This is a genomic window from Streptomyces nitrosporeus, assembly GCF_008704555.1.
GTDB classification, from domain to species: Bacteria; Actinomycetota; Actinomycetes; order Streptomycetales; family Streptomycetaceae; genus Streptomyces; species Streptomyces nitrosporeus.
This window is the reverse complement of record NZ_CP023702.1, coordinates 3,731,530-3,755,489: the sequence shown is the minus strand read 5'-3', so window position 1 is coordinate 3,755,489 and position 23,960 is coordinate 3,731,530. Positions and strand designations below refer to the sequence as shown.

Below are 23,960 nucleotides of genomic sequence, written 5' to 3'. Positions count from 1 at the left end.
AGCGGGAACCTGGTGGATGGTTCATGTCCCGGAGAGGTCTCAACTCACCTCTACGAGGGATGCGCGCCAGGGGGTGAGCCACCGGCGCGCGCATCCGGAGCGGTCGCGCCCCCCTCGTGGACCGCCGTCGAAACGCTCAATACGGGCGCTTCGGGCAGGAGCTTCGTCAGGGGCCGGAGATTTCGAACAGGGGCCGTTCGCACGCGCCCGCAATCCTCATAAGGTGAGCAGTATTGCTGTGTACGGATGACCGAGGAGGACCTGCGGTGAGCGAGAAGAGCCCCAAGCTGCGCGCCGAACTGGACGGTGTCCCCGCCTATGTGCCGGGCAAGCCCGCGGCGGCCGGCGGGCCGGTCGCCTTCAAGCTGTCCTCCAACGAGAACCCGTATCCGCCGCTGCCGGGGGTGATGGACTCGGTGCTCGCCGCGGCCGCGGACTTCAACCGGTACCCGGACATGGCCTGCACGGGGCTGATGAACGAGCTGTCGGCCCGGTTCGGTGTCCCGGTGTCGCACCTGGCCACCGGGACCGGTTCGGTCGGTGTGGCGCAGCAGCTGCTCCAGGCGACCTCCGGCCCCGGGGACGAGGTCGTCTACGCCTGGCGCTCCTTCGAGGCGTACCCGATCATCACCCAGGTCAGCGGCGCCACCTCGGTCAAGGTGCCGCTGACCGAGGACGAGGTGCACGACCTCGACGCGATGGCCGGCGCGATCACCGACCGGACGCGGATGATCTTCGTCTGCAACCCGAACAACCCGACCGGCACGGTGGTGCGCAGGGCGGAGCTGGAGCGGTTCCTGGACCGGGTCCCGGACGATGTACTGGTGGTGCTGGACGAGGCGTACCGGGAGTTCGTCCGGGACACCGAGGTGCCGGACGGTATCGAGATCTACCGGGACCGGCCCAATGTCGCGGTACTGCGGACCTTCTCCAAGGCGTACGGGCTGGCGGGTCTGCGGGTCGGCTTCGCGGTGGCGCACGAGCCGGTCGCGGCGGCACTGCGCAAGACGGCCGTTCCCTTCGGGGTCAGCCAGGTCGCCCAGGAGGCCGCGATCGCCTCCCTGCGCGCGGAGGACGAGCTGCTGGGGCGGGTCGGTTCGCTGGTCGGTGAGCGGACCCGGGTGCGGGACGGGCTGGTGCGCCAGGGCTGGACCGTTCCGGAGTCGCAGGCTAACTTCGTCTGGCTGCGCCTGGGCGACCGCACACTCGACTTCGCCGCCGCGTGCGAGGAGGCGGGCGTGGTGGTCCGGCCGTTCGCGGGCGAGGGCGTACGGGTCACGATCGGTGAGACCGAGGCCAACGACGTCTTCCTGAAGGTGACGGAGTCGTACCGCAAGGAGCTGTAGGGGACGTACGGCCCCGGGCCGTACACGTCCGCCCGGTGGCCCCGGGCCGGCCCGGACACTCCGGACCGGTCCGGGGCCGCGCTGCTGTGCGGGTCCGGGCGTGCCGTGTGGTCCGCGCGTGGTGTGCGGGTCCGGACGTGCCGTGCGGCCTGCCTGTGGTGTGCGGCCCGGATGCGACGCGTGGCCCGGGTGCGCCGTGCGGTCCGTGTCTGATGTGCCACCCCGGCCGCACCTGGCGTACCACCCGTGACGACCGGAAACCACCCCCCGGCGGACGGCTTCGAAACCATGTGCGCCATAATGCTTGTGAATGTGAACGCGTTCACAAGCGTGCCCCTTTTTGGGTCGTGATCGACCGGATTAATGGGGCGATCTGTGGCTGTGGTCGCGGCGATGCAAGGAGAAGAGACGTGGATCTGGCTCTGGCCCCGGAGACTCTGGCGCGATGGCAGTTCGGCATCACCACCGTCTACCACTTCCTGTTCGTTCCCCTGACGATCTCCCTGGCCGCGCTCACCGCGGGCCTGCAGACCGCCTGGGTGCGTACGGAGAACGAGAAGTACCTCAGGGCCACCAAGTTCTGGGGCAAGCTGTTCCTGATCAACATCGCCATGGGTGTGGTGACCGGCATCGTCCAGGAGTTCCAGTTCGGTATGAACTGGTCCGACTACTCCCGGTTCGTCGGTGACGTCTTCGGGGCGCCGCTCGCCTTCGAGGCGCTCATCGCCTTCTTCTTCGAGTCCACCTTCATCGGGCTCTGGATCTTCGGCTGGGACAAGCTGCCCAAGAAGATCCACCTCGCCTGCATATGGATGGTCTCGATCGGGACGGTCCTCTCCGCCTTCTTCATCCTGGCGGCCAACTCCTGGATGCAGCACCCGGTCGGCTACCGGATCAACGAGGAACGCGGCCGGGCCGAGCTCACCGACTTCTGGAAGGTGCTCACCCAGGACACCGCGCTCACCCAGTTCTTCCACACCATCACGGCGGCCTTCCTGGTCGGCGGCGCCTTCATGGTCGGTATCGCCGCCTTCCACCTGGCGCGTAAGAAGCACATCCCCGTCATGCGCACCTCGCTGCGCGTCGGCCTGGTGACCGTGGCGATCGCCGGGATGCTGACCGCGGTCAGCGGCGACCAGCTCGGCAAGGTGATGTTCAAGCAGCAGCCGATGAAGATGGCCGCGGCGGAGGCCCTGTGGGAGGGCGAGGACGGAGCGCCCTTCTCGCTCTTCGCGGTCGGTGACGTCTCCGAGGGCCACAACACCGTCGAGGTGTCGATCCCCGGCGTCCTCTCCTTCCTCGCCGACAACACCTTCACCTCGCACGTCCCCGGCATCAACGACATCAACGAGGAACTGCAGAAGGTCTACGGTCCGGGCGACTACCGGCCCAACATCCCGGTCGCCTTCTGGAGCTTCCGCTGGATGATCGGCTTCGGCATGGCGTCCTTCGGGCTGGGCCTGCTGGGGCTGTGGCTGACCCGGAGGAAGTTCCTGCTCCCACCGGGGCTGCGCACCGGTGAGGACGAGGTGCCGAACCTGGTGCTCTTCCGGAACAAGGCGCTGAGCCCGAAGTTCGCGAGGCTCTACTGGCTCACCGCCCTGTGGACCATGCTCTTCCCCCTGATCGCCAACGGCTGGGGATGGATCTTCACGGAGATGGGCCGCCAGCCCTGGGTGGTGTTCGGGGTGTTCCAGACCCGTGACGCGGTCTCCCCCGGTGTCTCGCAGGGAGAGGTCCTCACCTCGATGATCGGCTTCACCCTGCTCTACGCGGTGCTCGCCGTGATCGAGGTCAAGCTCCTGGTCAAGTACATCAAGGCCGGGCCGCCGGAGCTCACCGAGGCCGACCTGAACCCGCCCACCAGGATCGGCGGCCACGACCAGGACGCCGACCGGCCGATGGCCTTCTCCTACTGAGAACAGCGGAGCTGAGAGATGGAACTCCACGACGTCTGGTTCGTGCTCATAGCCGTCCTGTGGACCGGTTACTTCTTCCTGGAGGGCTTCGACTTCGGTATCGGGATCCTCACCAAGCTGCTGGCCCGTGACCGCAGGGAACGCCGGGTCCTGATCAACACGATCGGCCCGGTCTGGGACGGGAACGAGGTCTGGCTGCTCAGTGCCGGCGGCGCCACCTTCGCCGCCTTCCCCGAGTGGTACGCCACGCTGTTCTCCGGGTTCTACCTGCCGCTGCTGGTCATCCTCGTCTGCCTGATCCTGCGCGGGGTCGCCTTCGAGTACCGGGCGAAGCGGCCGGAGGAGCGCTGGCAGACCAACTGGGAGCACACGATCTTCTGGACGTCGCTGATCCCTGCCGTGCTCTGGGGCGTGGCCTTCGGGAACATCGTCCGGGGCGTGAAGATCGACGCCGGCATGGAGTACGTCGGCAGCCTCTGGGACCTGCTCAACCCGTACGCGCTCCTGGGCGGTGCGGTCACCCTCTTCCTCTTCACCTTCCACGGCGCGGTGTTCGCCGGGCTCAAGACCGCCGGGGACATCCGGCGGCGGGCCGGGGCCCTCGCCGTCAGGCTGGGCGCCGTGACCGCCGTGCTCGCGCTGGTCTTCCTCGTCCTGACGCAGATCGCCAACGGTGACCGCTGGAGCCTGGCCGCCCTGATCGTCGCCGCGATGTCCCTGACCGCCGCGATCGCCGCCATCGCGGCGGGGCGCGAGGGGTGGTCGTTCGGGCTGTCGGGGCTGGCCATCGCGGCCACGGTGGCGATGCTCTTCCTGACGCTCTTCCCGAACGTGATGCCCTCGTCGCTGGACGACGCCTGGAACCTCACGGTCACCAACGCCTCCTCCAGCAGCTACACCCTCACGATCATGACCTGGTGCGCGGGCATCGCCACTCCGGTGGTGCTGCTCTACCAGGGCTGGACGTACTGGGTGTTCCGCAAGCGCATCGGCACCCAGCACATCGCCGAGTAGAGCGCCCCGGCGTCCCGTCCGAAGGGCCGGGGCCGACGGGGCGCCCTGCCGCCCCGTCGCCCTCCGCCCTGCTACCGCCCTCGCCCACCGCCCCGAGCCCACCCCACCACCGCACGACATGAGCACACTGGGGAGCTGTTTCACGTGAAACCGATCGATCCGCGCCTGCTCCGGTACGCCCGTACCACCCGCTTCTTCCTGGTGGCCGTGGTGGCGCTGGGAGTGGCCGGGGCGGCTCTGGTGATCGCCCAGGCCATGCTCGTCGCCGAGATCGTGGTGGGCGGCTTCGAGAAGGGGCTGTCCGCCGACGGGCTCCGCACCCCGCTCCTCCTGCTCGTCGCGGTGGCACTGGGCCGGGCCCTCGTCGCCTGGATGACGGAACGTGCCGCGTACCGGGCCGGTGCCGCGGTCAAGTCCGAGCTCCGCGGCCGGCTCATGGCGCGGGCCGCGCAGCTCGGACCGGGGTGGCTCGACGGGCAGCGGACCGGGTCCCTGGTCGCGCTGGCCACCCGGGGGATCGACGCGCTCGACGACTACTTCTCGCGCTACCTCCCGCAGCTCGGCCTGGCCGTCGTCGTGCCGGTCGCGGTGCTCGCGAGGATCGTCACCGAGGACTGGGTCTCGGCGGCGATCATCGTGGTGACGCTGCCCCTCATCCCGGTCTTCATGATTCTCATCGGCTGGGCCACCCAGTCACGGATGGACCGCCAGTGGCGGCTGCTGTCACGGCTCTCCGGGCACTTCCTCGACGTGGTCGCCGGCCTCCCCACCCTGAAGGTCTTCGGGCGGGCCAAGGCACAGGCCGAGTCGATCCGCGCCATCACCTCGCAGTACCGCCGCGCCACCCTCAGGACGCTGCGGATCGCCTTCCTCTCCTCCTTCGCGCTGGAGTTGCTGGCGACGCTGTCGGTGGCTCTGGTCGCGGTGACCATCGGCATGCGGCTCGTCCACGGCGAACTCGACCTCTACACCGGGCTGGTCGTCCTCGTCCTCGCCCCGGAGGCGTACCTCCCGATCAGGCAGGTCGGGGCCCAGTACCACGCGGCGGCGGAGGGGCTCTCGGCCGCGGAGGAGATCTTCGCGGTCCTGGAGACCGAGCTGCCCGAGGGCGGGACCCAGGCCGTCCCGTCCTCGCCGCGGATCGAGCTGGACGGTGTGTCCGTCCGGCACCCGGGGCGTGCCGAACCCTCACTCGGCGCGGTCTCCCTCGTGGTGGAACCGGGGGAGACCGTCGCCCTCACCGGACCCAGCGGAGCCGGCAAGTCGACGCTCCTCCAGGTCGTGCTGGGGTTCACCCGGCCCGACACCGGACAGGTGCGGATCGGCGGTACGGACCTGGCCGCCCTGTCGCCCGAAGCCTGGCGCGAGCGGATCGCCTGGGTACCCCAGCACCCCCACCTCTTCGCCGGGACCATCGGGGAGAACGTGCGCCTGGCGCGCCCCGGCGCGGACGACGCCGCGGTGGAGACGGCCCTGCGGCAGGCCGGGGCCCTGGACTTCGTGTCGGCCCTGCCCGACGGGGTGCGGACACCGATCGGGGAGGACGGTGCCGGTCTCTCGGCCGGCCAGCGCCAGCGGCTCGCACTCGCCCGGGCCTTCCTCGCCGACCGGCCGCTGCTGCTGCTGGACGAGCCGACGGCGAATCTGGACGGGGAGACGGAAGAGGGAATCGTCGACGCGGTACGCAGGCTGGCCGAGGGGCGCACGGTGCTCCTGGTGGTCCACCGGCCGGCCCTGCTGTCGGTGGCCGACCGGGTGGTGGCCCTGGAGCCGCCGGCCGCCGGGGCGGTGGCCCACGGCGGAGCACCCGTGTCCGCGCCGGTGGCCGTGGCGGCCGGGTCCGGGGACGCCGGCCGGCCGGGACCGGAGCCCGCGCCGCTGCGGGAGACGGCCCCCCGGGCCGGGGGCCATGTGCTCGCGCGGGTCAGGGAGGCCGCGGGCGCCGAACGCGGAAAGCTAGGGCTGGCCCTGCTGCTGGGCAGCCTCGCCGTCGGCTCGTCCGTCGGTCTCATGGCGGTGTCCGGCTGGCTGATCTCCCGTGCCTCGGAGCACCCGCCGGTGATGTACCTGATGGTGGCGGTCACCGCGACCAGGGCCTTCGGGATCGGCAGGGCGGTCTTCCGCTACGCGGAGCGGCTGGTCTCCCACGACACGGTGCTCAGGATGCTGGCCGAGCTGAGGGTCGCGGTGTTCCGGGGGCTGGAGCGTGTCGCCCCCGCGGGTCTGCGTACGTCCCGGAGGGGGGACCTGCTGACCCGGCTGGTGCAGGACGTGGACGCGCTCCAGGACTACTGGCTGCGCTGGCTGCTCCCCGTGGGGACCGCGGTGGTGGTCGGGGCCGGAGCCGTCGGGTTCACCGGATGGCTGCTCCCGGAGGCCGGTGCGGTACTGGCCGTGGGGCTGCTCCTGGCGGGGGTGGGCGTGCCGGTGCTGAGCGGTGCCTGCGCGCGGCACGCGGAGCGCAGGCTGGCGCCGGCCAGGGCGGCGCTGTCCGTGCGGATCACCGATCTGCTCGGGGGCACGGCCGAACTGACCGTCGCGGGTGCGCTCCCGGAGCGGCAGCGGCAGGTACGCGAGGCGGACACGGTCCTCACCCGGATCGCCTCGCGCGCCGCGACGGCGACCGCGCTCGGCGGTGGTCTCTCTGCACTGATCTGCGGTCTGAGCGTCGTCGCGGCCGCCGCCGTCGCACTGCCGGCGGTACGGGAGGGGCGGCTGGCCGGGGTGGAACTGGCTGTCATCGTCCTCACCCCTCTCGCGGCCTTCGAGGCCGTCACCGGGCTGCCGCTCGCCGTGCAGTACCGCCGGCGGATCGAACGCAGCGCGGAACGGGTCTTCGACGTGCTGGACGCCCCGCTCCCGGTACACGAGCCCGCCGAGCCGGCCGAGGCGCCCGCCTCCCCCTTCCCGCTGGTCCTGCGAGGGCTCTCTGCCCGGTACGAAGGAGCGGGACGCGACGCGCTGGACGGCGTCGGCCTGACGCTGACCCCGGGCCGGCGGGTGGCGGTGGTGGGGGCGTCCGGTTCCGGCAAGACCACGCTCGCGCAGGTGCTGCTCCGCTTCCTGGACGCGCGGGCGGGGACGTACAGCCTGGGCGGGGTGGAGGCGTCCGCGCTGGACGGCGACACGGTCCGGGGGTTCGTCGGGCTGTGCGCCCAGGACGCCCATGTCTTCGACAGCTCCGTACGGGAGAACCTGCGCCTCGCACGGCCCGACGCGACGGACGGCGACCTGGACGACGCCCTTCGCCGGGCGCGCCTGCTGGAGTGGGTCAGGTCCCTGCCGGACGGCATCGACACCCTGGTGGGCGAGCACGGGGCCCGGCTGTCGGGCGGTCAGCGGCAGCGGCTGGCGCTGGCCCGTGCCCTGCTCGCGGGCTTCCCGGTGCTGGTCCTGGACGAGCCCGCGGAGCACCTCGACCTGGCCACCGCCGACGCGCTGACCGCGGACCTGCTGGATGCCACCCGGGGCCGGGCCACCGTGCTGATCACGCACCGGCTGGCCGGTCTGGACACCGTCGACGAGGTCCTGGTGCTCGACGAGGGCCGTGTGGTGCAGCGCGGGACGTACGGGGAACTGGCTGCCCAGGACGGTCCCCTGCGCGGGATGCTGGAGAGGGAGCGCCGGCAGGCGGGCCCGGAACCCGTCATGGCGTAGCCGGGGCCGAATAGACCGGGGGCCGGAGCCGCACCCGGGCCCGTACGGGACGACCACGGCTGTACGGGGTGGCGGTGGGCCGGTCGGCGCCTACAGGGGGCAGCCGTCTCCCGGCCCGTACGAGGGGCGGCCGTGCCCGTGCCGTACGGGACGGCCGCGCCCAGGACGTCACCGTCCGCTGATATCGGGCATATCGGTGCATTAGTCTCGTTTCATGCCTGAGCAGTCTCCTGAGGATTCGCCCGGGGCGGCACCGGGCGACGGCGGCCCGTCCGGACGGTCCGAGCCGGAGGCCCCGCACGCGGGACCCGGACACACGCAACCCGCACAGGGCGGGGAGCGGAGCGCCACGCCCACCGGGAGCGCGAGCCTGCGTGGGCTCTCCGAGGAACTCACCGCGCGGGTGCCACGGCTCCTGGCGGCCACGGAGTCCGTGGGCACCGGGCTCGAACTGCACTCCACCCTCGACCGCATCTGCACGACCGCGGCCGAACTCACCCGCGCCCGCTATGCGGCCATCGGCGTCGTCGACGAGGCCGGGACCGGTCTGAGCGACTTCGTCACCCACGGTGTCGACGACCGGACCGCCCGGGCGATCGGCCGCCGTCCCGACGGCCGCACCGGTCTGCTGGGCGCACTCGTCCGGGACCCCGGGCCCATCCGGCTGACGGACCTCTCCGAGGATCCGAGGTCCGTCGGGTTCCCGCCCGGCCACCCCCCGATGCGGACATTCCTCGGGGTCCCGGTCCATGTGCAGGGCGAACTGTTCGGAAACCTCTACGTGGCGGAGAAGGCGGGCGGCGAACCCTTCGGCGACGTGGACCTGCATCTGCTGCAGGTGCTGGCCACGGAGGCCGGGATCGCCATCGGGCACGCCCGGGTCTACGAGGCGGCACGGCAGCGGGAGCGCTGGATCGACGGATCGGTGGCGGTCACCACGGCGCTGCTCTCCGGCGGGGACGCCGACGACGCGCTGTCCGTCGTCGCCGAACAGGCCCGGCGTCTCGCGGACGCGGCGGCAGGCGTCGTCCTCCTGCCCGCGGAGGGAGGAGGACTGGAGGTCGTCGCCGTCGCGGGCCACGAGCCGGCGGCGTCACTGGGCCTGATCATCCCGTCCACCAGCCCCGTGGTGGGCGCGCTGCTGCGGGGCGAGGCGGTCTTCACGGACGACACGGACTTCGCGGACGACGCGGCCGGCACCAGCCCCGTGATCACCAGAATCGCCCACCGGTTCGGTCCGCACATGCTGCTTCCGCTGAGCGTGGGCGGGCGGGTCCTGGGGGCACTCGCCACTCCGCGGGCGAAGGGGGAGCGGCCGTTCGACCGTACGGAACGCGCGCTGGCCACCGGGTTCGCGGAACAGGCCGCCCTGGCCCTGATGATGGCGGAGGCGCAGCGCGACCGGGAACGCCTGGCGGTGTACGAGGACCGGGACCGGATCGCGCGGAACCTGCACGACCTGGTCATCCAGCGGCTCTTCAGTACCGGGATGACGCTGGAGCGGGCGCGGCAGCGCTCCGGGGTGCCCGCCGTGCGGACGGGGGTGGGGCAGGCCGTCGACGAGCTGGACGTGACCATCCAGGAGATCCGTACGGCCGTCTTCGCCCTGGGGCAGGAGCCGGCCGAGGCGCCCGGCACACTGCGGACCAGGGTGCTGCGGGAGATCGGCATGGCGGCCGTCCCGCTCGGTTTCATGCCGGCCCACCGCTTCCTCGGGCCGGTCGACTCGCTGGTCGGGGAGCAGGTGGGCAAGAACCTGATCGCGGCGCTGCGCGAGACGCTGTCGAACGCCTTCCGCCATGCGCGGGCGACACACGTCGAGGTCACCGTGGACGCCACTGCGGTCCTGCCCGACGGCCGGGACGCCGTCCGGCTGTCGGTCGCCGACGACGGGGTCGGCATCCCGGAGGGCGGGAGGCGCAGCGGACTGAGCAACCTCGCCCGCCGCGCGGAATCCCTGGGCGGAAGGAGCTGGTTCGGCCCCGGTACGGGGACCGGGGACCGGGGCACGACGGTGTACTGGGAGGCGCCCCTCTGACGGCGGGTACGCCCCGGCCGGAGATGTAAGCCCGACGGGGCACAGGCCCCCCGACGGGGCACAGGCCCCCGGCCCGGGGGCGCGGATCCCTCGCCCCCGGCGGTCAGCGGCTTCGGAGTATCCGCTCGATGACGACCGCGACGCCGTCCTCGTTGTTCGTCAGCGTGACACCGGAGGCGGCGGCGAGCGCGGCCGGGTGGGCGTTGCCCATCGCGAACGAGGAACCGGCCCAGCCCAGCATCTCCACGTCGTTGGGCATGTCGCCGAAGGCGACCACCTCGGAGGGCGCGATGCCGCGCTCGGCACAGCAGGCGGCGAGCGTGCCGGCCTTGGACACCCCGAGAGCGCTGATCTCCAGCAGGGCGGTGGGACTCGAACGTGTGAAGGAGGCCCGGTCCCCCGCGGCCTCGCGGGCCAGCAGGAGGAAGTCGTCGGGGGCGAGCCCGGGGTGGTGGGCGAGCACCTTCAGGACCGGCGTGCCGGTGCCGGGTGCCTCTTCGTGGAGCAGCTTCTCCGCGACGGCCACGGTGGCCCCGGGGTCCAGGTGGAACGGCGGGTAGGCGGGTTCGTAGTGGATGCCCGTGGTCAGTTCGACGGCGAACGAGGTGCCCGGGGCTGCGTCGCGGAGGATCCGGACCACGTCCAGGGCCGCGTCCCGGGCCAGCGCGCGGACCTCGACCAGCCGGCCGTTCGCCCGCAGATCGGCGACGGCCGCGCCGTTGGCGCAGATGGCCATGCCGTGGCCGTGCACGTGCGAGCTGACGACGTCCATCCAGCGGGAGGGGCGTCCGGTGACGAAGAAGACCTCGATCCCCGCCCTCTCGGCGGCTGCGAGGGCGGCGATCGTACGGTCCGACAGGGTCTTGTCGTCACGCAGCAGGGTGCCGTCCAGGTCGGTGGCGATCAGCCGGGTCACGGCAGGCAGAGGCGAGTCGATAGCTGAGGTCACCCCGCCATTCTCCCGTACAGGGGTGCACGGCCGTGCGGAGGGGCGCACATGTGAGCTTGCGCACCCCTGAGCTGGGGTACATACCTTCGGCATATGCCAAAGGCGTCGGAACCCGGTCCGGACCCCTCGGCGGTCAGCCGAGCTGGGCCGGTCCCTCGGTGGCGATCCGTTCGAAGACCTGCTCGTCCGCCGCGAAATCTGAGCCCGGGACCGGCCAGTGCAGGACGATCTCGGTGAAACCGAGGCCGAAGTGGGTGCCCGCGAAATCCACGAAGGCGTCGAAGGAGCTGAGCGGCCGGTCGGGCGTGAAACCGGTCAGCAGGATCTTGTCCAGCTCCATGACGTCCCGGCCGACCGCCTCACCGGCCTCCTCCAGCCGGGAGATCTGGCCCCGGAGGGCGGCCACGGACTGGGCGGGCGTCCCGGCCTCGTACAGCTTGGGGTCACCCGTCGTCACCCACGCCTGGCCGTACCGCGCGGCCAGCTTCAGCCCGCGCGGACCGGTCGCCGCCACCGCGAAGGGCAGCCGGGGCGACTGTGCGCAGCCGGGGATGTTGCGGGCCTCGGTCGCGGCGTAGAAGCGTCCTTCGTGCGTCACCGAGGGCTCGCGGAGCAGCTTGTCCAGGAGGGGGAGGAACTCGTCGAAGTGGTCGGCCCGTTCGCGGGGCGTCCAGGGCGCCTCGTCCTGCCGGCGCAGCGTCGTGGCGTCGTAGCCGTTGCCGCCGGCGCCGATGCCGAGGGTGATCCGCCCGCCGGACACGTCGTCGAGCGTGATGAGGTCCTTCGCGAGCGTCACCGGGTGCCGGAAGTTGGGCGAGGTCACCAGGGTGCCCAGACGGAGGCGCTCGGTCGCCGTGGCGGCGGCGGTCAGGGTCGGGACCGCGCCGAACCACGGGCCGTCCCGGAAGGTGCGCCAGGCCAGGTGGTCATAGGTGTACGCGGCGTGGAAGCCGAGCCGTTCGGCTCGGGTCCACCGGTCGCGGCCGCCTTCGTGCCAGCGGTGGACGGGCAGGATCACGGTGCTCAGTCGCATGGCCCCGACGATACGTGGGGCGCCGGCCGCCGCCCCGGTGGAGCGGCGGGCGCCGGGGCCTTCGGCCGCGCGGGGCCGCTCCTACGGCAGGCCGAGCAGGTTGCGCATGGACTCCGCGGCCCGTACGGCGGCGTCACCGCAGCAGTTGTTGAACAGCACATGGACCTCCCGCGCCTGCTCGGCCATTCTGCGGACGCGCGGCACCCATTCGGAGAGTTCCTCGGGTGTGTACGCGTGGCGGAACTTCTCCTCCTTGGTGCCGGTCCCCCAGGCGCTGTTGCGGCCGTGGAAACGCACCAGGGCGAGTTCCGGGGTGGTGACCCGTACGACCGGCGGTACGGAAGTGGGGAGCGTCTGCACCATGTCCACGGCCACGGCGGCCGTGTCCAGCTCCGTCAGCAGGGCCGCCGTCGCGTCGGCGTTCTCCTCGCGCCACCAGCCGGGATGCCGGAACTCCACGGCCACCGGCCATCCGGCGGCACGCTCACGGCACCGGCGCAGGAACTCCGCCGCGGGCCTTCCCGGGGCGAGCCGGGGCGGGAACTGGAAGACCAGCGTCCCCAGACGGCCGGATGAGCGCAGTGGTTCGAGGGCCGCGCTGTAGCGGTCCCACACCTCGTCGAGGAGGCCGGGATCGACGCCCTCCCGTCCCCGCTGCCGCGCGAGGGCCGGGCGCAGTTCGGCGGGCAGTGCCGCGGGCCGGGTCGGATGGCCGGTGAGCAGTGAGAACGCCTTCACGTCGAAGCGGAAGTCCTCGGGGGTGCGCTCGGTCCACAGCAGGCTGTTGCGGGTGCTGGGCAGCCCGTAATAGGTGGAGTCCACCTCCGCCACCGGGAACTGTCCGGCGTAGTACCGCAGTCTGCCCTCCGCGTCGCGGCGGCCTTTCGGATACCAGCCGCCGGCCACCAGCGCCTTGTCCGTCCACGAGCAGGTTCCGACCCGGATCTGTCCCATTCGGTCAGTCTTCCCCGGATACGGGCGCCCGGTCGCGGCGGCGGCCGGGAGAGGGAGCAGGAGGCGGGGGCGGGAGCAGGAGGCGGGGCCGGGGGCGGGCCCGGGAGGGTGCGAAAGGGCGGTACGGCGGGAGTGGTACGGCCGGGGAGGGGGCGGGGGCCGCGGTCCGTCCCGGACCGGGTCAGCCCAGGAAGGCGGGGGGCACCCCGTCGGTGAGCCATACGCCGTTGGCGCTCACCCGGAAGACGTGGCCCGCCCGGTGCATGGCGCCCGCCCGCACGGTGAGCACGACGGGGACGCCGCGTCTGGCGCCGACACGGGTGGCCGTCCCGCGGTCGGGGGAGAGGTGCACGTGGTGGCGTGCCATGGGCCGGAGCCCTTCGGCGCGGATCGCGGTGAGAGCCCGGCCCACGGTGCCGTGGTAGAGGTACTCGGGCGGGCGGGCCGGCGGCAGACCGAGATCGACGGTCACAGTGTGGCCCTGGGCGGCGCGGATCCGGTCACCGTCCACGGTGAAGCGCTGCTTGTCGTTGGCGGCCACGACATGGTCCAGCTCGGCGCGGGAGACCGGGAAGCCCTCGCGGGCACAGGCCCTCAGCAGCTCCTCCACCGGTACCCAGCCCTGTGCGTCGAGGGTGATCCCGATCCGCTGCGGCTGGTGCCGCAGATGTCTCGAAAGGTACTTGGACACCTTGACGGTGCGTCTTTCGTCCATCCCGCCAGAGTGCCGGGGCCGCCTTCCCGGCGCATCCGGAATTCCACCGCCGACTGTGGCAACTTTCTGCGGTTCGGAGGTTTGATCCACAACCAAGTCGGCTTATCCACAAGGGAAATGGCGAATCTGTGGACAAGTGACTTTCCTTTTGACCTATTTGTTCAACTTCCGTGATGGATAAGAGGGCTGTGCCATATGACGGCAAGTCGGCTCGGGGGACGCGTTGTCGGCAGCCGACCGCCCTGCACCCTTGTGCAGGAAGGCAGTTGGGGTACGGCGCCGACAGGCGCTCTTCCGGCCGGAGCCGCCGGCCGTCAGCCCGCCTTCTCGGCGAACTCGGTTATCCAGGAGGAGAGCCGCTCCGGCTCGGTGCGCGGAACCCAGTGCCTTGCGGGCAGGGAGCGCCGTACCAAGCGGGGAGCCCAGCGGTCCAGTTCGTCGTGGAGGGCGGGCGACAGGAAGATGTCACCGGTCGGCGTGATCAGCTGCACCGGGGCGTGCGCGTACGCGTCCGCACGCGGACGGCGCAGCCGGGCCCGGACGTTGTCGCGGTAGAGCCAGGCGCCGTGTGCCGCGTCCCTGGACAGGGTGGCGGTCGGGTAGCCGTCCGCGGGCACCTTCTCCATCCGCTGGAGGATCCGGGGCCACCGCCTGCCGAGCGGTCCGCGCCAGGCCATCTCCGGCAGGGCCGGGGTGTGCAGCGCGTAGACGTACCAGGACTTCGCACCCTGGCCGAGCAACTGGCCCAGGCCACGGGCGTTCCGGTCCCTCATCCGCTGTTTGATCCAGTGGCCGAAGTGGTCCAGGCAGGGGCCGGACACCGAGGTGAAGGAGGCTATCCGCCCCTCGGTGCGCCCGACCGTCACGAACTCCCAGGACTGGACCGATCCCCAGTCGTGGCCCACCAGATGGACCGGCCGGTCCGGGCTGACCGCGTCGGCGACGGCCAGGAAGTCGTCCGTCAGCTTCTCCAGGGTGAAACCGCCGCGCAACGGCCGGGGCGCGGTCGAACGGCCGTGGCCCCGCACGTCGTACAGCACGACGTGCCATCGCTCGGCCAGCCGGTCCGCCACCCGCGCCCAGACCTCCTTGCTGTCCGGATAACCGTGCACCAGCACGACCGTGGGGTTCGCCGGGTCGCCCGACTCGGCGACACACAGCTCGATTCCGCCCGTACTCACCCAGCGTTCGCGTGCGTCCCGCAGTTCCACGCCGCCTCCTCGTCGATGCCGGCGCCGCGGTACGTGTCCGCGACGCGACACCGCAGAATGTGGCAACCGGTCCAGGGGCGCGTCAAGGGTCTTCCCGAGCCCGCGGGCCGCGGACCCCCCGTGCCCGCGCCCGTCCCCGCCGGTGCGGGGCGGTACGGGTGCGGGCGGGCCCCCTACGGGGCCGTACACCTGGAGGCGGATACGGATACCACCGCCTGGGCTGACGACCCCCGCGGGCCCCGCCACTACCGTCGTAGCTGTGAAGACCGTCATCGCTACCGAAAGCCTGAGCAAAAGGTTCCCCCGGGTGACCGCTCTTGACCGGCTCTCCATGGACATCGGACCGGGTGTGACCGGTCTGGTGGGATCCAACGGGGCCGGCAAGTCGACACTGATCAAGATCCTTCTGGGTCTCTCCCCCGCCACCGAGGGCCGGGCCGCAGTGCTCGGGCTCGACGTCGCGACCGAGGGCGCCGCGATCCGGGAACGGGTCGGGTACATGCCCGAGCACGACTGCCTGCCACCCGACGTGTCGGCGACGGAGTTCGTCGTCCACATGGCGCGTATGTCGGGGCTGCCGCCCACCGCGGCGCGGGAGCGCACCGCCGACACCCTGCGCCACGTCGGCCTGTACGAGGAGCGCTACCGCCCCATCGGCGGCTACTCGACCGGGATGAAGCAGCGGGTGAAGCTGGCCCAGGCCCTGGTCCACGACCCGCAGCTGGTACTGCTCGACGAGCCGACCAACGGCCTCGACCCGGTGGGCCGGGACGAGATGCTCGGGCTGATCCGGCGGGTCCACGCCGATTTCGGCATCTCCGTCCTGGTCACCTCCCACCTCCTCGGTGAGCTGGAGCGCACCTGCGACCATGTCGTCGTCATCGACGGCGGCACCCTCCTGCGGTCCAGCTCCACCAGCGACTTCACCCGTACCACCACGACCCTCGCGGTCGAGGTCACCGACAGCGACACCCACCCCGACGGGACGGAGGCCCTGCGCCGGGTGCTCACCGAGGCCGGGGTCACACTGCTCGGCGCGGAAGGCCCGGACGCCCAGGGGCTGCCGGGCGCGGGCCACATCATCCTGGTGGAGGCGACGGGCGACGAGACGTACGACCTGGTACGCGACGGGGTGGCCGGGCTGGGACTCGGCCTGGTCCGTATGGAACAGCGACGCCACCACATCGCCGAGGTCTTCCGGAGCGGGGACACCGCCCCGGCGGCCGTGGCGGCACAGCGGAAGGGGAGCGGCCGTGACGAGCACTGACACCGGCACCACGCCCGGGAGCGACGCCTCCCGCATCCACAACATCGGGTACCGCTCCTACGACGGCGCCAGGCTGGGCCGCTCCTACGCCCGGCGCTCGCTCTACTCGCAGTCCCTGCGCGGTTCGTTCGGCCTGGGCCGGTCCGCGAAGTCCAAGGTCCTGCCGATGCTGCTGTGCACGGTGATGTGCCTGGTGGCGCTGATCCTCGTCGCGGTCGCCATGTACGCGCCCGACATGACGAAACTCCCGGTGAAGTACACGTCGTTCGCGATCTACCTGCAGGCCGTGATCGGGCTCTTCATCGCCTCGCAGGCCCCGCAGTCCGTTTCGAGGGACCTCCGTTTCAAGAGCGTCCCGCTGTACTTCTCGCGGCCGATCGAACGCTCCGACTACGTGATCGCCAAGTACGCCGCGATGGCGTCGGCGCTCTTCGTCCTCACCGGGCTGCCGCTCGTCATCCTCTACGCGGGCGCGCTGCTGGCCGAGTTCGACTTCGCCGATCAGACCAAGTGGTTCGGACAGGGGATGGTCTCGGTGGCGCTGCTGTCGGTGCTCTTCGCCGGTATCGGCCTGGTCGTCGCCGCGGTGACCCCGCGCCGCGGCTTCGGTGTCGCCGCCGTGATCGCCGTCCTGACCATCACCTACGGCGCGGTCTCCACCGTGCAGGGCATCGCCTGGTCGACGGGCTCGGAGGGCGCCATCACCTGGCTCGGCCTGTTCTCGCCCATCACGCTCATCGACGGGGTGCAGACCGCGTTCCTCGGAGCGAGCTCCGCCTTCCCCGGCGGGGCGGGGCCCGGTGCCGCGGCCGGCCTGGTCTACCTGATCGTCGTCCTCGCGCTCGCCGCCGGCTCGTACGCCGTCCTGATGCGCCGTTACCGGAGGGTCGGACTGTGACCACCATCGAGATCGACCACACCTCGCGCTGGTTCGGCAACGTGGTCGCCGTGAACGACGTGAGCATGACCATCGGGCCGGGTGTGACGGGTCTGCTCGGTCCCAACGGCGCCGGGAAGTCCACGCTCATCAACATGATGGCCGGCTTCCTCGAACCCTCGACGGGCACCGTGACCCTCGACTCCGAGCCGATCTGGCGCAACGAGGGTGTCTACCGGTCGATCGGCATCGTGCCGGAGCGGGAGGGCATGTACGACTTCCTCACCGGCCGTGAGTTCGTCGTCGCCAACGCGGAACTGCACGGGCTGGGCGACGCCGCCGCGCGCGAGGCCCTCGCCACCGTCGAGATGGAGTACGCGCAGGACCGCCGGATCGCCACGTACAGCAAGGGCATGCGCCAGCGCGTGAAGATGGCGTCGGCCCTGGTGCACCACCCCTCCGTGCTGCTGCTGGACGAGCCGTTCAACGGCATGGACCCGCGGCAACGGATGCAGCTGATGGAGCTGCTGCGGCGGATGGGGGCCGAGGGCCGGACGGTCCTCTTCTCCTCGCACATCCTGGAGGAGGTCGAGCAGCTCGCCTCGCACATCGAGGTGGTCGTGGCGGGGCGGCACGCCGCCTCCGGCGACTTCCGGAAGATCCGCAGGCTGATGACGGACCGGCCGCACCGCTACCTCGTACGGTCCAGCGACGACCGGGCGCTGGCCGCGGCGCTCATCGCCGACCCGTCCACGGCGGGCATCGAGGTCGACAGCACCGAGGGGGCACTGCTCATCCAGGCGGTCGACTTCGGGCGGTTCACCACCCTCCTGCCCGAGGTGGCCCGTGCGCACGGCATCCGCCTGCTGACCGTCTCGCCGTCCGACGAATCCCTCGAATCGGTCTTCTCCTATCTCGTAGCGGCCTGAGTAGTGGCCTGAAAGGAGCTGTGAAGCGTCATGTACGACCCCACAGTCGCCCGGCTCACCTACCGGGCCCTGCTCGGCCGGCGCCGGGCCGCCATCCTGTTCGTCCTGCCCCTGCTGCTGGTGGCCATCGCCGTGGCGGTACGGATGTTCGCCGGGGCCGACGACGCCGTCGCCTCGGGAGTGCTCGGCGGGTTCGCCATCGCCACGATGGTGCCGCTGATCGGTGTCATCGCCGGAACGGGGGCCATCGGGCCGGAGATCGACGACGGTTCGATCGTCTATCTGCTGTCCAAGCCGGTGAAGCGGCCGACGATCATCTGCACCAAGCTGGTCGTCGCCGTCGCGGTGACGATGCTCTTCTCCGCGGTGCCGACCATGGTCGCGGGCCTGATTCTCAACGGCAACGGCGGGCAGATCGCCGTGGCGTACACCATCGCCGCGCTGGTCGCCTCGATCGCGTACAGCGCGCTCTTCCTGCTGCTGGGGACGGTCAGCCGGCACGCGGTGGTCTTCGGCCTGGTGTACGCGCTGGTGTGGGAGGCGCTCTTCGGAAGCCTGGTCCCGGGCGCGAGGACCCTCAGCGTGCAGCAGTGGTCCCTGTCCGTCGCGGAGAAGGTCGCCGGCGACGGCCTGGTGACCTCCGACGTCGGACTGCCCCTGGCGACGGTGCTGCTGGTGGGGGTCACGCTCGTGGCCACCTGGTACGCCGGCCAGAAGCTGCGGGGCCTGAAGCTGGCGGGCGAGGAGTGAGCACCGCCGCGCCGGCCTGAACCCTTGCCACCGCGACCCCCGCCCACCGGGCGGGGGTCGTCCGCTTCCCGGACCGCGGGACGCGTGACCGCCCGGGGACCGGGTCGTTGGGCCGGGTGCGTGGAGGCAACTGGAATCCGTGGCGTAGAGCTTTCGTGAAATCGGGGAATGCCGGTACCCGCGGACCAGGGTCCGCCGGGCCGGCCATCGGACAGGTGGCGACCGTGAGCGCCCTCCACCCTCACGGCCCGGGTCAGGGCCGCCCTTCGCCGTACCCGCGCACGAAAGGCATACCCGTGCCCACAGAAGTCGCCCTGCTCGAATCACGCACCCTGCGCGCCGAGCGGATGGGGCGCGTCGACGCCCTGGACAAGGTCAAGGGCCTTGTCATGCTCCCCGACGGAATTCACGTTCGCGCAGAGGAGGTCGCTTGTTACTTCGAAGTATCCACAACCACGCTGAAGAGGCTGACGGACCGGCATCAGCGTGAGCTGACGGAGAACGGCATGAGGATTCTGCGCGGCTCTGACCTGCGTGTCTTCCATAGCGACATGATGTCGCTATGGAAGGGGGAGGAAGCGGGGAGTTATCCACAGGCGGCGACCCAGCTGCGGTTGTACACCCGTCGGACCGTGCTCAACGTGGCCATGCTTCTTCGCGACAGCGACATCGCCCGTCGTGTGAGGACCCATCTGCTCGACGCCGAGGAGGACCTCAGGGCCTCCTGTGCCTCGCTCGACCGCCGGGTCTCGCGGGTGGAGGGCTGCCTGGCGGGTGTCGGCAGCGCGCTCCAGGAACTCGGGCCCGTGCTGAGCCGGATGTCGCACCGGCTCGACGTCCTCGACCGGGAACCGGACGGCACCCACCGGGACGTCGGAGCCACGGGTCCGAGGCTCAGCGACGTCTCCGAGGGCATCGCCCGGCTCGACAGCCGTATGGAGGACCTCGCGGCGGGACTGAGGGAGTGGGGCGGCCACCGCCCCCGGGGATGAAGCCGTGGCGGGGGTGCTGCCCGGAAACGGGTGGCGCCCGGGCCGCGTCCCCGGACACGGCGAGCGGGCCGGACGGCGCGGAACGGACGGCGCGGAACGGACCCGCACCCCGCACGGGACCGGGAGCACGGCGGCGACCAGGAGGACGGGTCCGTCGGGTTCCCCGCAGAAAGGAGCGGGGCGGGCACCCCGGCAGCTCCGTCAGCTGCCCGCGGCGCCGTCCGTCGCAGGCCCCCGGGTGGCCCGGCTCCGCCCGGCTGTCTCCCGGAGGACCGGCCGAGGGGCAGGGCAGCGGCTTGCCGAGCCGTCGTCGGGGACGGGCCCCGCACGCGTATCCGCACCGCACGCGTGTACGGCGGACGGCCTCGGTCCCACCGGGGGACCGAGGCCGTCCGCGCGAGGCCCCGCCCTCAGGAGCGCACGGGCGTCCGCAGGAGTTCTTCCAGGACCAACGCGATGCCGTCCTGATCGTTGGAGGCGGTGATCTCGTGGGCCACGGCCTTCAGTTCGTCATGGGCGTTGGCCATCGCCACGCCGTGCCGGGCCCAGGCGAACATGGGGATGTCGTTCGGCATGTCACCGAAGGCCACGGTGTCCGCGGCCTTCACCCCGAGCCGCCGCGCGGCCAGCGAGAGGCCGGTCGCCTTGGTCAGCCCCAGGGGCAGGATCTCGACCACGCCCGAACCCGCCATGACCACGTCCACGAGTCCGCCGACGGCCTGTCGGGCCGCCTGCGTCAGGGCGTCGTCGTCCAGCTCGGGATGCTGGATGTAGACCTTGTTCAGCGGGGCGGTCCACATCTCGGCGGTGTCCTGGACGAGGACGGCGGGCAGCGATCCCTCGTGCACCCGGTAGCCGGGTCCGACGAGCACCTCGCCCTCCAGCCCGTCACGGCTCACGGCCATCGCCAGGGGCCCGACCTCCGCCTCCAGCTTGGCCAGGGCGAGCCCCGCCAGCTGGCGGTCCAGGGTCAGCGAGGTCAGCAGCCGGTGCTCACCGGCGTGGTAGACCTGCGCACCCTGGCCGCAGACGGCCAGGCCGTCGTATCCCAGGTCGTCCAGGACGTACTTGGTCCAGGCCACGGAGCGTCCGGTGACGACGATGTGCGCGGCGCCGGCCGCGGTGACCGCCGTCAGCGCCTCACGGGTGCGCGGGGAGACCGTGTCGTCGCCCCGCAGCAGCGTGCCGTCGAGGTCGGTGGCGACCAGCTTGTAGGGGAAGGTCACCGGACGACCGGCTCCAGCAGCTCGCGGCCGCCCAGGTACGGCCGCAGCACCTCGGGCACCCGCACCGAGCCGTCGGCCAGCTGGTGGTTCTCCAGGATCGCGACGATCGTGCGCGGGACGGCGCAGAGGGTGCCGTTCAGCGTGGCCAGCGGCTGCACCTTCTTGCCGTCGCGCATGCGGACCGAGAGCCGGCGGGCCTGGAAACCGTCGCAGTTCGACGCGGACGTCAGCTCGCGGTACTTGCCCTGGGTCGGGATCCACGCCTCGCAGTCGAACTTCCGGGAGGCCGACGCGCCGAGGTCACCGGTGGCCACGTCGATCACCTGGAACGGCAGCTCCAGGCCGGTGAGCCACTGCTTCTCCCAGTCCAGCAGCCTGCGGTGCTCGGCCTCGGCGTCCGCGGGGTCGACGTACGAGAACATCTCGACCTTGTCGAACTGGTGGACGCGGAAGATGCCCCGGGTGTCCTTGCCGTAGGTGCCGGCCTCGCGGCGGAAACAGGGCGAGAAGCCCGCGTACCGCAGCGGCAGCTTGTCGGCTTCGATGATCTCGTCCATGTGGTATGCCGCGAGCGGCACCTCGGAGGTCCCGACCAGGTAGTAGTCGTCCTTCTCCAGGTGGTAGACGTTCTCCGCGGCCTGGCCGAGGAAACCGGTGCCCTCCATGGCGCGGGGGCGCACCAGCGCCGGGGTCAGCATCGGCACGAAACCGGCCTCGGTGGCCTGCGCGATCGCGGCGTTGACCAGGGCGAGCTCCAGGAGGGCGCCGACCCCCGTCAGGTAGTAGAAACGCGACCCGGAGACCTTGGCCCCGCGCTCCATGTCGATGGCGCCGAGGGCCTCGCCGAGTTCCAGGTGGTCCTTGGGCTCGAAGCCCTCCGCGCCGAAGTCACGGATCGTTCCGTGCGTCTCCAGGACGACGAAGTCCTCCTCGCCGCCGACCGGTACGTCCTCGTGGACGACGTTGCCGAGCATCAGGAGCAGGCGCTTGGCCTCGGCGTCCGCCTCGTCCTGAGCCGTGTCGGCCGCCTTCACCTCGGCCTTCAGCCGGTCCGCCTTCCGCAGGAGCTCGGTGCGCTCCTCGGGTGTGGCCTTGGGGATCAGCTTGCCGAGCGCCTTCTGCTCGGAGCGGAGTTCGTCGAAGCGGACGCCGGACGACCTGCGCAGCTCGTCGGCGGAGAGCAGGGCGTCGACGAGCGCGACGTCCTCTCCACGGGCGCGCTGGGAGGCGCGAACACGGTCGGGGTCCTCACGGAGCAGGCGAAGGTCAATCACCCCTCAAGGCTACCGGTGCGCGGATCCGCCTCTCGAACCGATATCTTCCGGATCTTCCGGGGGGCGTTTTGTCGGCATTGGCCTACTTCATTGCTCCCGGCAAGGAATCACGGCGGAATGGTGAGGGGTGAGGGAAGTGGCGGATGTGGCCTCCCGTCCCTCGAAAAGGTGGCACCGACGGCGGGGAATTGACGTGCGGTCTCCGCGTGCGCCGACTGCGGCCGACAGGCGGGCGGGCCCGCGACGGGCGGGCGGGAGCCGGGACTTGTCCACAGGGGCATGCTGGGCCGCTTAGTTATCCACAGGCTGTGAGGAAGTTCTGTGGACACCGGAAGGCGGCGCTCCGAAAACCCGACGAAAGGCGCGCATTCGTCACCCAAACCCGTTGTGCACACTCATTCGGGTGGCAATTTCGCACATCAAGGAGTTGATCAACGGAATTGAGAGAGAAAGGCGCCGGTAGGGGGAGTGGGTGATCTTGGGGTAGTGGGGGCGTTTGTCGATGATGCGGCTTAGCGGTGTCGACTTGTCCCCAGGCGCGAGACTCCCCTGTGGATAACCTTCGTGTACGGTCGGCCCACTCCGACGCGGGATGTCGTCCTGTCACGGGATGCCCCACGCCCGGACGCGGGGCCCTGGGCGCGGGACGCTCCGGACGCGGGGCCCTGGGCGCGGGACGGCCCGGACCGCCACACCGCCTTCCGCCGCTCACGGCCCGCGGCCGGCCCGGGAACCGCTCCCGGAACCAGAACAGGCTTCCCCGTACCGGCTCCCGCCGGTTCAGGCCCGGCCGTCCTGGCTACGGGCCAGCCAGTCGGCGGCGTCCGTGAAGTCCAGGTCGGACGTACCGGTCCGCAGCGGGCTCACCTCGTCGGGTGTCACCCCGGCCCGCGGATAGGAACCCAGGAACCGCACGTTCGGGCAGATCCGCTTCAGTCCCATCAGGGCCTCTCCCACCCGCCGGTCCGCGATGTGTCCTTCCGCGTCCACGGCGAAGCAGTAGTTACCGATGCCCTGCCCGGTGGGCCGCGACTGGATGAGCATCAGGTTCACCCCGCGCACCGCGAACTCCTGGAGCAGCTCCAGCAGGGCCCCCGGCCGGTCGGCGCCGAGCCAGATGACGACCGAGGTCTTGTCCGCCCCGGTCGGGGCGGAGGGCCTGGCCGGCCGGCCCACCAGCACGAAGCGGGTCTGCGCGTTCGCCGCGTCGTGGATCTCCGTCACCAGCGGTTCCAGCCCGTAGGTCGCGGCGGCGAACTCACCGGCGAAGGCGGCGTCGAACCGGCCCTCCTGGACGAGCCTGGCGCCGTCGGCGTTCGAGGCGGAGGACTCCCACACCGCGTTCGGCAGATGGGCGGCCAGCCAGTTGCGCACCTGGGGCTGGGCCGCCGGATGAGCGGTGACGGTCTTGATGTCCGAGAGTTCCGTCCCGGGCCGCACCAGCAGCGCGAACGTGATGGAGAGCAGCACCTCGCGGTAGATCATCAGCGGGGCGCCGGATGTCAGCTCGTCGAGCGTCGCGGTGATTCCGCCCTCGACGGAGTTCTCGATCGGGACGAGGGCGGCCGCGGCCTCCCCGTTGCGTACCGCGTCCAGCGCCGCCGGAACGGAGACCATGGGGACGAGTTCGCGGGTGGCGGCTTCCGGGAGGGTGCGGAGAGCCACCTCGGTGAAGGTGCCTTCGGGGCCGAGATAGGCGTAACGCGTGGCTGACATACGGTCACCCTAATGGGGTCTGCCCGCCGTACGGACCGCCGGACGGAACCCGGGACCACGCCGGCGGAACGGCCCGTCACCGGCCCGCAGCCT

Annotated in this window: 17 protein-coding genes and 1 pseudogene; 10 read left to right on the top strand and 8 right to left on the bottom strand. The window is 71.4% G+C overall.

The window, feature by feature from the left end; translation table 11 throughout:
- Positions 1 to 266: 266 nt before the first annotated feature.
- From hisC to CP967_RS16680, 5 genes are all read left to right on the top strand, one after another.
- Entirely contained in the window at positions 267 to 1,346 is a 1,080-nt protein-coding gene (gene hisC / locus CP967_RS16700) for a histidinol-phosphate transaminase (protein ID WP_150488735.1), read from the top strand.
- Positions 1,347 to 1,756: 410 nt separating this feature from the next.
- A complete protein-coding gene (locus CP967_RS16695) occupies positions 1,757 to 3,265 on the top strand; it encodes a cytochrome ubiquinol oxidase subunit I (RefSeq protein ID WP_150488734.1) in 1,509 nt (502 codons plus the stop codon).
- Between the two features lie 18 nt (positions 3,266 to 3,283).
- Positions 3,284 to 4,279 carry a cytochrome d ubiquinol oxidase subunit II gene (gene cydB, locus CP967_RS16690; protein ID WP_150488733.1) on the top strand — a complete coding sequence of 332 codons (996 nt, stop codon included), beginning with the start codon at positions 3,284 to 3,286 and terminating at the stop codon, positions 4,277 to 4,279.
- 144 nt (positions 4,280 to 4,423) lie between these two features.
- The gene (gene cydD / locus CP967_RS16685; protein WP_150488732.1) at positions 4,424 to 7,936 is read left to right on the top strand and encodes a thiol reductant ABC exporter subunit CydD; all 3,513 of its coding nucleotides are present in this window, start codon (positions 4,424 to 4,426) and stop codon (positions 7,934 to 7,936) included.
- A gap of 214 nt (positions 7,937 to 8,150) precedes the next feature.
- Positions 8,151 to 9,974, top strand: coding sequence for a sensor histidine kinase (locus CP967_RS16680; RefSeq protein WP_150488731.1), 1,824 nt, complete (start codon positions 8,151 to 8,153; stop codon positions 9,972 to 9,974).
- 103 nt (positions 9,975 to 10,077) lie between these two features.
- Here the strand turns inward: CP967_RS16680 and CP967_RS16675 are convergent, their stop codons facing one another.
- From CP967_RS16675 to CP967_RS16655, 5 genes and pseudogenes are all read right to left on the bottom strand, one after another.
- Positions 10,078 to 10,923, bottom strand: a complete 846-nt coding sequence (locus CP967_RS16675) for an HAD hydrolase family protein (RefSeq protein WP_150488730.1) — start codon at positions 10,921 to 10,923, stop codon at positions 10,078 to 10,080.
- A gap of 133 nt (positions 10,924 to 11,056) precedes the next feature.
- Positions 11,057 to 11,956: an LLM class flavin-dependent oxidoreductase gene (locus CP967_RS16670; protein ID WP_150488729.1), complete on the bottom strand. Its 900-nt coding sequence runs from the start codon at positions 11,954 to 11,956 to the stop codon at positions 11,057 to 11,059.
- Positions 11,957 to 12,037: 81 nt separating this feature from the next.
- Entirely contained in the window at positions 12,038 to 12,910 is an 873-nt protein-coding gene (locus CP967_RS16665; RefSeq protein ID WP_150488728.1) for a DUF72 domain-containing protein, read from the bottom strand.
- Positions 12,911 to 13,091: 181 nt separating this feature from the next.
- Positions 13,092 to 13,625, bottom strand: coding sequence for an RNA 2'-phosphotransferase (locus CP967_RS16660; protein ID WP_150488727.1), 534 nt, complete (start codon positions 13,623 to 13,625; stop codon positions 13,092 to 13,094).
- A gap of 332 nt (positions 13,626 to 13,957) precedes the next feature.
- Positions 13,958 to 14,836: pseudogene (locus tag CP967_RS16655) on the bottom strand (alpha/beta fold hydrolase); the annotation flags it as partial.
- Positions 14,837 to 15,143: 307 nt separating this feature from the next.
- Between CP967_RS16655 and CP967_RS16650 the strand changes: the two are divergent.
- The 5 genes from CP967_RS16650 (at position 15,144) to CP967_RS16630 (ending at position 19,651) form a co-directional block, all read left to right on the top strand.
- The gene (locus CP967_RS16650; RefSeq protein ID WP_150488725.1) at positions 15,144 to 16,103 is read left to right on the top strand and encodes an ABC transporter ATP-binding protein; all 960 of its coding nucleotides are present in this window, start codon (positions 15,144 to 15,146) and stop codon (positions 16,101 to 16,103) included.
- Entirely contained in the window at positions 16,090 to 17,001 is a 912-nt protein-coding gene (locus CP967_RS16645) for an ABC transporter permease (protein WP_150488724.1), read from the top strand. The genes CP967_RS16650 and CP967_RS16645 overlap by 14 nt, the downstream gene beginning before the upstream one ends.
- A complete protein-coding gene (locus tag CP967_RS16640; protein ID WP_150488723.1) occupies positions 16,998 to 17,909 on the top strand; it encodes an ABC transporter ATP-binding protein in 912 nt (303 codons plus the stop codon). The genes CP967_RS16645 and CP967_RS16640 overlap by 4 nt, the downstream gene beginning before the upstream one ends.
- Before the next feature lie 30 nt (positions 17,910 to 17,939).
- Positions 17,940 to 18,659: an ABC transporter permease gene (locus CP967_RS16635; RefSeq protein ID WP_150488722.1), complete on the top strand. Its 720-nt coding sequence runs from the start codon at positions 17,940 to 17,942 to the stop codon at positions 18,657 to 18,659.
- A gap of 296 nt (positions 18,660 to 18,955) precedes the next feature.
- The gene (locus tag CP967_RS16630; RefSeq protein WP_150488721.1) at positions 18,956 to 19,651 is read left to right on the top strand and encodes a hypothetical protein; all 696 of its coding nucleotides are present in this window, start codon (positions 18,956 to 18,958) and stop codon (positions 19,649 to 19,651) included.
- 410 nt (positions 19,652 to 20,061) lie between these two features.
- Here CP967_RS16630 and CP967_RS16625 read toward each other — a convergent pair whose 3' ends face one another.
- From CP967_RS16625 to pheA, 3 genes are all read right to left on the bottom strand, one after another.
- Positions 20,062 to 20,877 carry an HAD family hydrolase gene (locus tag CP967_RS16625; RefSeq protein ID WP_150488720.1) on the bottom strand — a complete coding sequence of 272 codons (816 nt, stop codon included), beginning with the start codon at positions 20,875 to 20,877 and terminating at the stop codon, positions 20,062 to 20,064.
- Positions 20,874 to 22,151 (bottom strand): serine--tRNA ligase, encoded by a 1,278-nt coding sequence (gene serS, locus CP967_RS16620; protein ID WP_150488719.1) that lies wholly within the window; start codon positions 22,149 to 22,151, stop codon positions 20,874 to 20,876. Before serS ends, CP967_RS16625 begins: the two co-directional genes overlap by 4 nt.
- A 780-nt stretch (positions 22,152 to 22,931) precedes the next feature.
- On the bottom strand, positions 22,932 to 23,867 hold the full coding sequence (gene pheA, locus CP967_RS16615) for a prephenate dehydratase (protein ID WP_150488718.1): 936 nt from the start codon (positions 23,865 to 23,867) through the stop codon (positions 22,932 to 22,934).
- Between the last annotated feature and the right edge of the window lie 93 nt (positions 23,868 to 23,960).

Excerpts from the sequence above, each read along its gene's own strand:
- CP967_RS16635 (WP_150488722.1), top strand. The coding sequence starts at position 17,940 with ATGTACGACCCCACAGTCGCCCGGCTCACCTACCGGGCCCTGCTCGGC.
- CP967_RS16660 (WP_150488727.1), bottom strand. The coding sequence starts at position 13,625 with ATGGACGAAAGACGCACCGTCAAGGTGTCCAAGTACCTTTCGAGACAT.
- CP967_RS16680 (WP_150488731.1), top strand. The coding sequence starts at position 8,151 with ATGCCTGAGCAGTCTCCTGAGGATTCGCCCGGGGCGGCACCGGGCGAC.
- pheA (WP_150488718.1), bottom strand. The coding sequence starts at position 23,867 with ATGTCAGCCACGCGTTACGCCTATCTCGGCCCCGAAGGCACCTTCACC.
- cydB (WP_150488733.1), top strand. The coding sequence starts at position 3,284 with ATGGAACTCCACGACGTCTGGTTCGTGCTCATAGCCGTCCTGTGGACC.
- CP967_RS16665 (WP_150488728.1), bottom strand. The coding sequence starts at position 12,910 with ATGGGACAGATCCGGGTCGGAACCTGCTCGTGGACGGACAAGGCGCTG.
- CP967_RS16670 (WP_150488729.1), bottom strand. The coding sequence starts at position 11,956 with ATGCGACTGAGCACCGTGATCCTGCCCGTCCACCGCTGGCACGAAGGC.